Source organism: Halotolerantifilum yawarlongkerapense (genome assembly GCF_054506745.1).
This window is the reverse complement of the sequence record NZ_CP199719.1, coordinates 997,911-1,010,508: the sequence shown is the minus strand read 5'-3', so window position 1 is coordinate 1,010,508 and position 12,598 is coordinate 997,911. Positions and strand designations below refer to the sequence as shown.

General features: G+C 54.1%; 9 protein-coding genes. 6 read left to right on the top strand and 3 right to left on the bottom strand.

Translation table 11 applies throughout. The features are described from left to right. Positions 1 to 10: 10 nt before the first annotated feature. Positions 11 to 1,828, bottom strand: coding sequence for an FAD-dependent oxidoreductase (locus ACULM0_RS04855; protein ID WP_463679339.1), 1,818 nt, complete (start codon positions 1,826 to 1,828; stop codon positions 11 to 13). Between the two features lie 268 nt (positions 1,829 to 2,096). Here ACULM0_RS04855 and ACULM0_RS04850 point away from each other — a divergent pair, with 268 nt between their 5' ends. Then, positions 2,097 to 3,017, top strand: coding sequence for a hypothetical protein (locus tag ACULM0_RS04850; RefSeq protein ID WP_463679338.1), 921 nt, complete (start codon positions 2,097 to 2,099; stop codon positions 3,015 to 3,017). A 66-nt stretch (positions 3,018 to 3,083) separates the two neighbouring features. Here ACULM0_RS04850 and plsY read toward each other — a convergent pair whose 3' ends face one another. Continuing rightward, positions 3,084 to 3,674, bottom strand: coding sequence for a glycerol-3-phosphate 1-O-acyltransferase PlsY (gene plsY / locus ACULM0_RS04845; RefSeq protein ID WP_463679337.1), 591 nt, complete (start codon positions 3,672 to 3,674; stop codon positions 3,084 to 3,086). A 188-nt stretch (positions 3,675 to 3,862) separates the two neighbouring features. Between plsY and ACULM0_RS04840 the strand changes: the two genes are divergently transcribed. The 4 genes from ACULM0_RS04840 to ACULM0_RS04825 are packed head-to-tail and all read left to right on the top strand — an operon-like array spanning position 3,863 to position 10,491. Next, positions 3,863 to 4,459, top strand: a complete 597-nt coding sequence (locus ACULM0_RS04840; RefSeq protein WP_463679336.1) for a TetR/AcrR family transcriptional regulator — start codon at positions 3,863 to 3,865, stop codon at positions 4,457 to 4,459. Between the two features lie 7 nt (positions 4,460 to 4,466). Beyond that, positions 4,467 to 5,366: an alpha/beta fold hydrolase gene (locus ACULM0_RS04835; RefSeq protein ID WP_463679335.1), complete on the top strand. Its 900-nt coding sequence runs from the start codon at positions 4,467 to 4,469 to the stop codon at positions 5,364 to 5,366. Between the two features lie 12 nt (positions 5,367 to 5,378). Beyond that, a complete protein-coding gene (locus ACULM0_RS04830; protein ID WP_463679334.1) occupies positions 5,379 to 9,617 on the top strand; it encodes an acyl-CoA dehydratase activase-related protein in 4,239 nt (1,412 codons plus the stop codon). Continuing rightward, entirely contained in the window at positions 9,604 to 10,491 is an 888-nt protein-coding gene (locus ACULM0_RS04825; RefSeq protein WP_463679333.1) for an MBL fold metallo-hydrolase, read from the top strand. Before ACULM0_RS04830 ends, ACULM0_RS04825 begins: the two co-directional genes overlap by 14 nt. Positions 10,492 to 10,523: 32 nt before the next feature. Here the strand turns inward: ACULM0_RS04825 and ACULM0_RS04820 are convergent, their stop codons facing one another. Further along, positions 10,524 to 11,672, bottom strand: a complete 1,149-nt coding sequence (locus tag ACULM0_RS04820; protein WP_463679332.1) for an alanyl-tRNA editing protein — start codon at positions 11,670 to 11,672, stop codon at positions 10,524 to 10,526. A gap of 91 nt (positions 11,673 to 11,763) precedes the next feature. Between ACULM0_RS04820 and ACULM0_RS04815 the strand changes: the two genes are divergently transcribed. Beyond that, entirely contained in the window at positions 11,764 to 12,582 is an 819-nt protein-coding gene (locus ACULM0_RS04815; RefSeq protein ID WP_463679331.1) for a hypothetical protein, read from the top strand. The last annotated feature ends 16 nt before the right edge of the window (positions 12,583 to 12,598 follow it).

The following is a 12,598-nucleotide window of genomic DNA, read 5'->3' as shown; positions in this document are numbered from 1 at the left end:
ATGGATCTTCCTAATCTATATATAGGTAGGTTTTTCTAGCGAATTTGGTGTGCTTCCATTTCTCCTTGAGCCATGGGATCACGTAGTAGTCAAGTCCAAGTGCACGACCTGAACCTGCGATCAGTGGGAAGGAACCGAAGAAGTACCAGATCAATTCTGGATCTGCCATCCCGGATACCCATACCATGAGGCTGATTCCGATGGAACCGATAGAAGCCAGCACGGTGAAAAGGCCGGCGATCAGTGCAAGTCCGATGGCGATCTCCGCTAGGATCATGAAGCCTTGGAAGAAAGCAGCGAAACTGTTGAAAGAACCGTCGGGGTTGTAGAACATAAGATCCATGAAGAAATCTGAGATGCCCTTGATCCACTCGGGAACGTAAAGTGCTTCTACATCAGCCCACTCACCAGCGGCATCAGTGGCAGCCGAAACTGCATCGGGAGATGCCGGGATCAGGAAGATGTTGTTCGGATCGGAAATGATATCCGGAAGCTTGTGCAGTCCTTGTTCAAGCCACTTGTAACCGATAAAGAGGCGAAGCGGGAAGCTCCAGAAAGTATGCCCTCTCTTGGCGAAGTGACCGCCCAGGATGCTGCGTTTCTCTTTGACGTGGAAAAACTCGTGCATGAGGTAAGTGAAGACCAGCTGGAAACCACCGACACCCCAGAGGTAGTGCAGGTTGACCAAGTGCTTCACGGCCATAGCGAAGAATCCCTGGAGTTTCATGCCACCGACATGCGCTACAGCGTAGCGGCTACCGATGGAGACCATGAAACCGTGGAAGTCCGATTTAAAGGGCTTCAGGTCGGATTTGTCCTCGATGAGCTTCTCTACGTTTTCAACGGCTGTCTCTGCTGTCTGGAGAGCGGCTTCCACGATCTGTGGGTAGGCCATCTTTTCGCCCTCTTCGACGTAGTAACCGTTATCACCGATGACGAAGACATCGTCATGGTCGACGGACTGCATGTAGGCGTTAGCCTCGAGTCGCTTCTTGTGATTTGTCGTGAGACCTACGGTCTCAGAAAACTCGCTCGACTCGATACCGGCCGTCCAGATCAAGGTTTTCGTCGGGATCACACGCTCTTTGTTGATGGTGAGGCTCTCCGGTCCTACTTCCGTGATCATGGCATTTTTCATGACCTCGATGTTCATCTTGATGAGTCGTTTCTCCGCTTTTTCCTGGAGATCCTCCTCTAGAATGTTACAGATGTTCGGAGCGGCCTCGATGAGCTTCAAATCGACAAGGTCGCGATCGAGATCGTAGTCTCGGCAAAGTGCCTTGACCCATTCGGCTAACTCGCCGATCATCTCGATACCTGTGAAGCCAGCGCCGGCCACACAGAAGGTGAGTAATTTTCTCTGCTCTTTTTCGTCCGACAACGTTCTGGCTTTGTCGAAGCTGGCGATGATGTGCTCTTTTACCTCAACAGCATCTTCGTAAGACCAGAGCGTGAGCGCATGCTCATCTGCTCCGGGGATGCCGAAGAACGTGGGTTTCGAACCGGTTCCGATGAGCAGGTAGTCGTACGCGTAGGTACCTTTTTCGGCGATGACATGCTTGGCTTCAAAGTCTACGGATGTGACCTCGTCCACCACAACATCAACGCTCTTCTTGGCAAAGGTTTGATACAAATCTACCTTGACACCCTCTTCGGGCATGCGGTTACCAGCGACCTCGTGAAGGTCGGTCATCAGTGTGTGGAAAGGGTGTCGATCGATCAGCGTGATCTCCAAATTGTTCTGCTTTTTGTTATACTTATGAAGCAGTTTGGCTGCATGGACGCCGGCGTACCCTGCGCCGATGATACAAATTTTCTTTTTCTGCAACTACGTTCGCCTCCTCTATGTGATATCGTTATATATTGCGTTCACATTATATCATGGAGTGGGTAAGGGATAAAGTAATTCGTTATCAAAATCACCAACTTATTAGTTGTTAACGCAATTGAACTCCTTCCCAGGCACTGCAATTGCAAGGCTTTCACGCCTTTTCGATACGGCTTTACAATATCGAAATAAATCGTTATACTATTCACGGAGGGACGCAAAAGCACTAGAATGCGTCATGTTTACCAAGATTAAGGAGGGGTTTGTAGTGAAAAAGTTTTTTGCACTGTTGTTTGTGATTGTTTTAACAGTAGGATCTTTGGCTGGCTGTAGTCAACCGGCGGAGGAGCCCACACCCGATGAGCAGGCAGAGGAACCAGCCGATGCTCCGGAGGAAGTGAGAGCAGATGTTGAGCCCGCAACAGATCCGGAAGGCACCTACGAAGATGGCATCTACTTTGCTCAGGAAGATGGTTTCAGCGAGTCTTCCGGTTGGAAGTACATGGTGACCATCGAAGTGGAAGATGGTATGATCATCGACGCTGACTGGAACGGGGCTCACGTGAGCGCTGGTGTGGACAAGAAAACGTCCTCAGAATCCGGTGAATACGGTATGGTCGCCAAGGGTGGCGCACAGGCCGAGTGGCACGAACAAGCTGAAGCAACGGAAGACTACTTCTTGGAAGTCCAAGATCCCACAGCCATTGAGTACACGGATGACGAAGGTCATACGGACGCGATCAGCGGTGTATCGATCCACGTGGTTGAGTTCTTTGACCTTGCCGAAGAAGCGCTTGAGCAGGGACCTGTAGGGCGTGGACCTTACGAAGATGGGCACTACTATGCAGAAGAAGAAGAGTTCGCAGAGAACGGCTGGAAGTACACGGCCGATGTGACAGTCGTCAACGGCTATATCGTGGCTGCCAACTGGAACGGTATCCATGCAGAAGGCGGCGAAGACAAAAAGACGCAATCTGAAACGGGTGCCTATGGCATGGTGGAAAAGGGTGGCGCTCAGTCCGAGTGGCACGAGCAGGCGAAAGCTGCAGAACAGTACCTCCTCGAGGTACAAGATCCCACTGCCATCGAGTACACGGATGACGAGGGACACACGGATGCCATCAGCGGCGTATCGATCCACGTGATCGAGTTCTTCGACCTAGTTGAAAAGGCACTCGCGGACGCATAGGCATCATCTGCTTATATAATAAGGTAAGAAAAAGAGCCCGATCGGTGGATCCGATCGGGCTCTTCTTTACTTTTTGAGCTTGAATCTGGATTCTTCTCCCCGGAGCAGGCGCCCGACGTTGGCCCTGTGTCTGTAGATCACCAGCGCTGCGAAAGCCATGCTGAGGTAGAAGGGGCCGTTGAAACCGTAGACAATCGCCGTGAGGACAGGGAAAAGTGCGGCAGACAAGATGGAAGCAAGAGACATGAACTTGGTAGTAGCAATCACCACAACCTGGAAGACCAGGAGGATCAGGCCCATTTGCCAGGAGAGCCCCATGATGACACCAGCGCTGGTGGCGACGCCCTTGCCACCTCTGAAACCAATCCAGAAGGGGTAACAATGTCCCACGACGGCCGCGAGGCCTGCTGCGTAGCCACCGACCGCGCTACCTGTGAAGGCGAGGCCGAAGAGCGAAGCGGCCACGCCTTTGGAGAAGTCGCCGATGAAAGCGCTGATCCCGGCTTTTTTTCCCAGGACGCGGATGACGTTCGTGGTACCCGAGTTGCCGCTACCGTGTTCGCGGATATCGATATGGCCCATGCTTTTGCTGATCAGATAGGAAAAGGGGATGCTCCCCAGTAGATAGCCAATGGCCAAAGTAATGAGTACGGTCATAATTGACCTCCTTTCGGGAGTATTCCCTATCATTTTACCATTAGCGGTGGGTGGAAGCTAGAAAAAAACCATGGTCTCCCGTAGGCATTTCTTTGACAGTGCATGTGGCACGTGCTATGCTATGTATGTTAGTACGCACTTACATTAACGGAGAGACCATGGGTAGATAAAAGTCTGGGGGGAGTAGTATGGCAAAGCCTGAAACGAGAGCGCGCATCCTTAGTGCGGCGATGACCTTGTTTGCCGATGAGGGGTACGATCAGATCACGACCAAGCAAATCGCGGAACGCGCTGGCGTTAGCGAGATTACACTCTTTCGACATTTCAAGAAGAAAAGGTACTTGCTCGAACACGCCATCGATAGCCACGTCTTTGCTCCGGATTTTGATGCGCTGTTTGATGAGAAACTGGTGGGCGATCTGGTCGTCGATCTAAAAAAAATCGCCCAATATTATCAGAACATTCTATCTCGCAACCGCAAGGTGATCCTCATGGAGCTAAGGGGGCGAGAAGGAGAAGAGCCGTGGACCTCACCGCTTTTTAAATTCCCCGTGCAATTGAAGGGACGTCTGACTGTCTATATCGCGTCACAACAGTATCGGTTAAAGCCAGGATGGACCCCCGAGTTGATCGCCACGCAGTTTATCGCGTCGAACTTTGGACTCTTCATGGGTTCGGCCGTGATTGTTGAACTGCTCGATGAAGCCGAGCTCGTGACAGTTGTCGATCGCTTCGTCGAATTATTCTGCGAGGGAATTCTAGCGCTGGATGAACAACAGGAGTGAGAAGAAGATGAAGAGAATACAAAGCATTGAAAAGGATGGCCATCTAATAGAGCTCATGGGCACAAGGGGTCGCGAGAGCAAAGTAGATCTCGTCCTGGTCCACGGAATGGCAGAACATCTCGCGAGGTACGCTGAGTTCGCTTCAGCAATGGCACGAGAGGGTATCGACGTGACGCTTTACGATCAGCGTGGGCATGGCGCCCAAGCCCTGCAAGCGGACACCCTCGGTGCGGGTGTTCCTTTCGACACGCTAGTGGCCGATGCCCTGGCTGTGGTGGATGCTGTCACTCTGGAGAAGGGACGAAAGCCTTATCTCATGGGTCATTCCATGGGTTCCTTCGTGACCCTAGGTGCAGCCCTCCAAGCCAGCGATCGCATCGAGGGATTCATCCTGTCCGGTACAGGGTATTATAGAAAGGGAGAGCTCTTAGGGGGAAGACTTTTTGCCAAGCTGGCCTGTCTTCTCGGCCGAGAGGATCAAAAGGCCGTTAAGCTCCATCGGTTGACCTTTGGAAAATTTGCCGAGGCCTTCCCAGAAGCCGAGACCAGCTTCGATTGGCTCTCATCCGATAGAGAAGTGGTACGAGCGTATATCAATGATCCGTTGTGTGGTTTTGTACCCACCTATGGTTTCTACCGTCATTTCTTCGACGGTCTCCAAAGCCTCTTCCACAAACGGTTACCGCAAGGGTTTTCCTCGCCGATCGAGGGGTACATGTTCTCTGGCAATCTCGATCCCGTCGGCAATTTTTCCAAGGGTTTTTTCGAGACATACCATCATCTACGCGATGCGGGAGCACATCTGCAGTATAAGCTCTACGAGCATGCGCGGCACGAAGTGCTCAATGAAACCAATCGATATGAAGTCTACGGTGATCTCGTCCGGTGGCTCCATGAACAAGAATAGAAGGTGATTGATTTGAAATCGTCCTATCGTTTGGGGATCGATGTGGGATCGACGACCATCAAGGCTGTCGTTCTCAACGAATCCGGGGATAAAGTATTCAAATATTACAAACGTCATTACTCGGAGATCAAGGACTCAGTGGTCGCTCTTTTCGAAGCGATCCGCGCCTCCGTCGGTGATGTGACGCTTACCGTACGTGTGGCCGGTTCCTCGGGTATGCTTGTCAGTGATCTCTATGAGGTGCCCTTCGTACAGGAGGTGATCGCCAGTTCGGAGGCACTGGAGAAACGCCATCCCGATACGGATGTGGCTATCGAGCTCGGTGGTGAAGATGCCAAGATCATCTATTTTGGACACAATATCGAACAGCGTATGAACGGCGTCTGCGCCGGGGGAACTGGAGCTTTCATCGATCAGATGGCCGTGCTTCTCAACACGGATGCCCTGGGGCTCAATGAACTGGCGAAGGGTTACAAAACCCTGTACCCCATTGCTTCCCGATGTGGGGTCTTTGCAAAGACCGATGTACAGCCACTGGTGAACGAGGGCATCGCCAAGGCGGATATTGCCGCCAGCGTCTTCCAGGCCGTGGTCAATCAAACCGTGGGTGGTCTTGCGGCCGGAAAACCGATCAGGGGGCGCGTCGCTTTTCTCGGTGGACCCTTGACCTTCCTCGAAGAACTCCGGAAACGGTTTATCGAGACGCTGAACCTGACGGAGGAGAGGTTGATCTTTCCCGATGACGCCAATCTGTTCGTCGCCGAGGGTACAGCCATGCTTTCTCGCGGGGACGAACCGATTGCACTGAAAGACCTGATGCTCCGCAGATCCGCCCTCGATGCGCACGTGAGCACATCGAAGAACAGCCTACCTGCCCTTTTTGAATCGGAAGAAGACTATGAGGCCTTTCGCCAACGCCATGACAAGCATCATCTTCCGTTCATCAAGATCGAAGAAGCGCGCGGGGACTTGTTCCTGGGGATCGATGCGGGGAGCACCACCACAAAGGTCATTTTGATCGATGAGGATGGAAGGATCTGCTACCGTTATTACAAGGGAAACGGTGGGCAGCCCCTGAACAGCGTGCAGGAAGCACTCCTGGAGATCTACAAGCAACTACCCGAGGGGAAGAAAATCCGATCCTCTGCCTCCACCGGGTACGGTGAACATCTGGTGAAGGCGGCACTGCATATAGATCACGGCGAGATCGAAACGATCGCCCACTACAAGGCGGCCGCTTACTTCGATCCCGCGGTGGATTTTATTATCGATATCGGCGGCCAGGATATGAAGAGCCTGAAGGTCAAGGACGGCGCCATCGATAGCATCATGCTTAACGAAGCCTGCTCGTCGGGTTGCGGGAGTTTCATCGAGACCTTTGCCAGCACCTTGAACCTGCCCCTAGAGAGCTTTGTCGAGCGTTCGCTCTTTGCCGAGGCGCCGGTGGATCTCGGCACGCGCTGCACTGTGTTCATGAACTCCAAGGTCAAGCAGGCACAAAAGGAAGGTGCCTCGGTGGGTGAGATTGCCGCGGGTATCTGCTATGCTGTCATCAAGAACGCATTGTTCAAGGTCATTCGCTTACGCAATGTGGATCAACTGGGCAATCGAATCGTTGTGCAGGGAGGGACCTTCCTCAATGATGGCGTGCTCAGGAGTTTCGAGCACATCACAGGGAAAGAAGTAGTGCGACCCAACATCGCAGGGATGATGGGCGCCTTTGGAGCGGCGCTGATTGCTATGGAGCGTGCAACAGAGGAACCCTCCACACTGAGCGATCGACCAGCGCTCCTCCAGTTTACTCATGATACGTCGAACACTAGGTGTCGACTGTGTGAAAACCACTGCCTCTTGACGATCAACCGCTTTTCCGATGGCTCCAAGTATATCACCGGTAACCGCTGTGATCGTGGCGCTGGGAAAGACGTACAGTTGAACGAAGCGGAGAATATGTACCGCTATAAGTATGAGAAGCTGTTCGATCGTCCCTCCCTGCCCCTTGAAAGGGCCACCCATGGCACCGTGGGATTGCCCCGGGTGCTCAACATCTACGAAAACTATCCCTTCTGGCACACCCTTTTTACGAAGCTAGGCTACAGCGTTGTGCTTTCCCCACCCTCGTCGAATACACTTTTCAGGAGGGGGATGGAGTCGATTCCCTCGGAGTCCGTGTGTTACCCGGCCAAGTTGGCCCACGGACACATCGAGTCCTTGATCGCACAGAAGGTGGACTGGATTTTCTATCCCTCGATTCCTTTCGAAATCAAGGAATCCGATGCGGCGAGCAACCACTACAATTGTCCTGTGGTGACGAGCTACCCCGCGACCATCGAGGGTAATATGTCCACTCTGAAGGAGAAGGGGGTTCGCTACTCCCACCCCTTCCTTCCTCTCTACGATGAGAAGGCAATGGTGAAGGCGCTCCTCGGGGAGTTCACACCCCTCGGTCATCAGAAGTCCGAGATCAAGGCGGCGACAGGTGAAGCCTACGAAGCCCTTCGGGCGTTCAAACGCGATATCCAACAGAAAGGGGAGGCGTTGCTGCAAAAGATCAAAAGCTCTGGCGAGCGGGGCATCGTATTGGCAGGACGACCCTACCATGTGGATCCCGAAATCAACCACGGGATCCCGGATATGATCGCCAATTACGGCGTACATGTCTTGACCGAAGATGCCGTGAGCCATCTGGCAGATGTCGACCGCCCGATACGCATCATCGACCAATGGACCTATCACACCCGACTCTACAATGCGGCGGCACTGGTTTGTCGCGAACCGCTCTTAGAACTGGTTCAGATGAATTCCTTCGGTTGCGGCCTCGACGCTGTGACCACCGACCAAGTGCAGGAGATCTTGGGAGCGAACAACCAGCTGTACACGGTCCTCAAGATCGATGAGATCAACAACCTGGGTGCCGCGCGCATCCGGATCCGAAGCCTGCTCGCCCTGATGGAAGAGCGTGTAGAGGATATGATGGCCGGTGAACCCCAGGCGGTTTACGTGGAGACCCCCGTCTTCACCGAGGCCATGAAGAAGACCCACACGATCTTGGCACCGCAGATGAGTCCCATTCACTTCGACTTCCTCCAGGAGGCCTTCACGGGTGAAGGGTACAACTTGGTGGTGCTCCCTTCCGTCGATACCAAGGCCATCGATGTGGGCTTGAAGTACGTCCATAACGATGCCTGCTATCCCTCGATTATTGTGGTAGGGCAGATTATGGCTGCCATCGAATCCGGTGAGTACGATCCTGCGAACACCAGTGTGATCATCAGCCAGACCGGGGGCGGCTGTCGTGCGACGAACTACATCGGATTTATAAGAAAGGCACTCAAGGATGCGGGCTACGAGCATATTCCCGTGATCTCGCTGAGCGCAACGGGTCTGGAGAAAAACCCTGGCTTTAAGCTTAGCCCCCGACTCGTCAAGAAGATGTGCATGGGGATTTTGTACGGAGATCTGTTGATGAGGGTGCTCTATAAGGTACGTCCTTATGAAGAGGTCAAGGGCATGGCGAACGAACGCTACGAACACTGGGCGGCCATCTGCAGGGATACCGTCCGCGGGGGGAACTACCGACTGTACAAAAGGACAATCGCCGGCATCGTCAGGGATTTCGATGGAATTCCCATCGTCAATCGTCCGAAACCCCGCGTGGGGATCGTCGGTGAAATCCTGGTCAAATACCACCCGACGGCTAACAATGATATCGTGACCTTTCTTGAGGACGAGGGCGCCGAGGTGGTTGTTCCAGATCTGATGGATTTCTTCCTTTACACGGGCTACAACGCCGATTTCCGATACAAGCACTTGGGTGGCTCCCTGCGCCAGAAGATCGGGGCGGATCTCTTCATCGCTTATGTGGAATTCTACAGACGGGAGATCAAGCGCGTGCTCGAAAGATCCGTGCGTTTTGAACCACCCAAGCCGATCACCCATCTGGCGGACGGCGTGAAAAACATCATCAGCCTGGGTCACCAGACGGGTGAAGGTTGGTTCCTCACGGCCGAGATGGTGGAGCTGCTCGAAGCGAAGGTCTGTAATATTGCCGTGCTCCAACCCTTCGCCTGTCTGCCGAACCATATCACCGGCAAGGGGATGATCCAGAAGCTGAAGGGTCTATTCCCGAATGCCAACATCACCCCGATCGATTATGATCCGGGCGCCAGTGAAGTGAACCAAGTGAACCGCTTGAAGCTGATGTTGTCTTCTGCTTTCAAGCACATGGAGGAAGCCGATGAAACGACGTGATCTGACGAAAACATGTGCGTATTTCGAATCGGTCGTCTGTGCAGGCCTCGTGATCTTGGAGAACGGTGAAGAACTTCTCATCGATACGGGCATCGACGATTCGGTGGCCAACAAGATCTTGAGACAGCTTAACGACGGCCCCCAGCACGTCCTTTCCACGCATCACCATGCGGATCACGTGGGGGGCAATGCCAAGGTGCGCAAAAAAACGGACGCTCGGTTTTACGCAGCGGCAGTGGAGAAGTCGCTGATCGAGTCGCCCTTATACGAACCTTATTATCTCTATGGCGCCCACCCCTTCGAGTCGATCGACTCGAAATTCGTCCACGCGGCCCCCTCGACCATCGACCAAGTCGTCGCCCCCGGCCCCTGGCCGCTAGGTGGTACGGACCTCGAGCTCGTCGATCTGAAGGGACACGCCCCGGGAATGGTCGGTCTCCTGACCCCGGAGGGGATTCTCTACGCTGCAGATGCTGTGATGGGCGATGAACCGCTCGATCGGCATCAGTTGATTTTTCTCTACGACGTGGATGCGACGCTCGAGACGCTCGACCGTTTGGATCGGCTCATGCTCACCGGAATGGTCATGGCCCACGGCGGTTACACCGATGACCCGGGCCCTTTGATCGAGCGTAACCGGCGGCGGATCATCGCAACCCGCGAACGGATCGCCGGCTTCTTCACAAGCGACGACGCTCTTTCCTTCGATGCGATCCGGCAGTTGTCTTCTGATGCCTTTGGAACCAAGGAGGGCAACGTCGGTAGTTTCCTGCTCAACTCGAGCGTCATCAAAGCACACTTGTCCTCCCTGATCGGCATGGGCGCGATCTCCTGTGAAGTGGGCGCCGGTCTATTGCAGTACAGAAGGCGTTAGAAAAGGGTGGCCCCTCGGGACCACCCTTTCCATTAGAAGAGCTGCATGATCGTGTCGGTCGTGATCCCGGTGAGCCTCCCCTGCTTCATGAGACGGTGCCCCCCGCCCTTAACCGTCGCCTGACTTTTCAAGGCCAGGAAGCGTTGCTGTAGCTCATCCTGCGACGTGTCGTCGCAGGCCAGGATGAAGTGGTAGCCCTCGTCGGCGACCGAGAACAAGAGCAGGACACCCCGGTGACGGGCGGTCAGCGTGGCCGCTATGGGTCGGTAGAAGTCTGGCCCCTCTTCAAAGCGGTGGATCAAGGTACCCTTTTCTTCGAGGGGTTTTGCGAGGGTCTCGATCGTGCGCACCCTCTTTTCCTCGACCAGGGTATCCCGCCTGTGTCTTAAGTCGCTTAGGTCATCAAGCAGGTTGTCGAGCCGCGGTAGCAGGGTTTCCATCCCGGTACCCAGACGTGCGGATAGGTTCTGTAAGAGCCCATGCTCGAAGGCGTAATGGTCACGGGCTCGTGCGCCGCAGAGAAAAGTGATCCGCATCCCCTCCTTGTACTTCTCGGACTTGACGATCTTGAGTAGTCCCACTTCGGAAGTGTTATGAGGATGCGTTCCGCCACAGGCAGCGTCATCGACCCCCTCGATGCGTACCACCCGAAGCGTCTCGTGGGCATCGGGATCCTTGCGCAGCCGGAGTGATATTTTCTCCTCGGCGGTGGGGAAGAAGCTTCGGACGTCGCGGTGTTCATCGATGATGCGGTTGGACCAGGCCTCGGCAGCCCTTAGGGTCTCCGGCGCTAGGTAGCGGTCGAGGTCGATGGTGGTGGTTCGATTGCCCATGTGAAAACCGATGGTCCTGGCTTTGGCCAGTTCTTCGAAGGCGCGGGAGAGAATGTGCTGGCCAAGATGCTGCTGCATATGGTCGCGCCTTCGCTTGACGTCGATACGGACCGTCACTTGCTCTCCCTCGGGAGCGCGGCTCAAGTGATGCCAGAGTTTTTCCTCGTCCATTTCCAGCCGGATCAGCTCCATGCCATCGATGGTGCCGTGGTCTGCCGGTTGACCGCCGGACTCGGGGTAAAACAAGCGGTCGACCAACCGAAGGGCAACACCAGTGTCGGTGGCGCGACGCTCCAGGATACGTGTGGTGGCTTGCGATCGATAGGGGTCTTCCCAGTAGAGGTTCATGACGAGCTCCTTCCATGCATTTGACAATTCCGAAAAAAACGATATAATGTGATTTCATTGTACCATTAGACCGAAAGAAAGGGGTAACCTAATGCAGCCGACGACTGAAGCTTTTGTAGCCTATCTCAAGACCGATGAAGGTCAGCGTATGCTTGCGTCTGCCAAGGAGGTCTTTGAAAAGGCCGTGGGGAAGGACGCCGGCGGATTCAACGAGTTTCTCCTGTATGATTATGTTGTGGAAGGCCGGACAATCGCTGAACGGTTGACAGGAGAGGCGCCGAAGGTGTACACATCGTTTTTCGAAGGGTTGAACGTCCCTGGGAAGACGGTGCTGAAAGATCATTTCACCAAAGCGGATCTTGAGCTTGAAGAGGAGACCGCCTTCCAGGAGGGAATCCTGTTTCTCAAGCTCGAGCGCGTAGACGGAAAGTACCGTATGGTTTCCGAGCCGCTTCTACTAGAAACCACCTATAGACAGCAGGTGACCAAACTTTTCTACGATGCGATCAAAGCCGACTCTTTCATCGGCGATCCCGCGGATTTCGTCAGGGATCATCCACTTCTGATGTACGGAATCTACCACGTTTTGACCGAAGCTGTGGAAACCCTCAGCTACGATGAGCAGCACATGGTCTACCAGAGTGTCTATCAGATCATAGATGAAAGTGCTTTCGCCAGGAACAAGTCATGTGAGCCTATCATTGGCCTAGAGGATGAGGACTTTGATCTTTTCAACCTGATCGATGGCGATGAGGTGGTGGCGCAGGTCCTACAGGAGCAGTCGCGCCTTGAGGTCGAGGCCCGAACGGCGGAACTACGAGAAAGGGCGAAGGCCTTGATGGCGACTTGTTTCGGGGACAGCATCCGACACCTGGTGGACGACCTGATCACGCTGGATGATCTGCTCTGATTGACAAGCGGCGGGA

Coding starts and splice junctions, on each gene's coding strand:
- plsY (WP_463679337.1), bottom strand. CDS start 3,674: ATGACCGTACTCATTACTTTGGCCATTGGCTATCTACTGGGGAGCATC.
- ACULM0_RS04840 (WP_463679336.1), top strand. CDS start 3,863: ATGGCAAAGCCTGAAACGAGAGCGCGCATCCTTAGTGCGGCGATGACC.
- ACULM0_RS04835 (WP_463679335.1), top strand. CDS start 4,467: ATGAAGAGAATACAAAGCATTGAAAAGGATGGCCATCTAATAGAGCTC.
- ACULM0_RS04825 (WP_463679333.1), top strand. CDS start 9,604: ATGAAACGACGTGATCTGACGAAAACATGTGCGTATTTCGAATCGGTC.
- ACULM0_RS04820 (WP_463679332.1), bottom strand. CDS start 11,672: ATGAACCTCTACTGGGAAGACCCCTATCGATCGCAAGCCACCACACGT.
- ACULM0_RS04815 (WP_463679331.1), top strand. CDS start 11,764: ATGCAGCCGACGACTGAAGCTTTTGTAGCCTATCTCAAGACCGATGAA.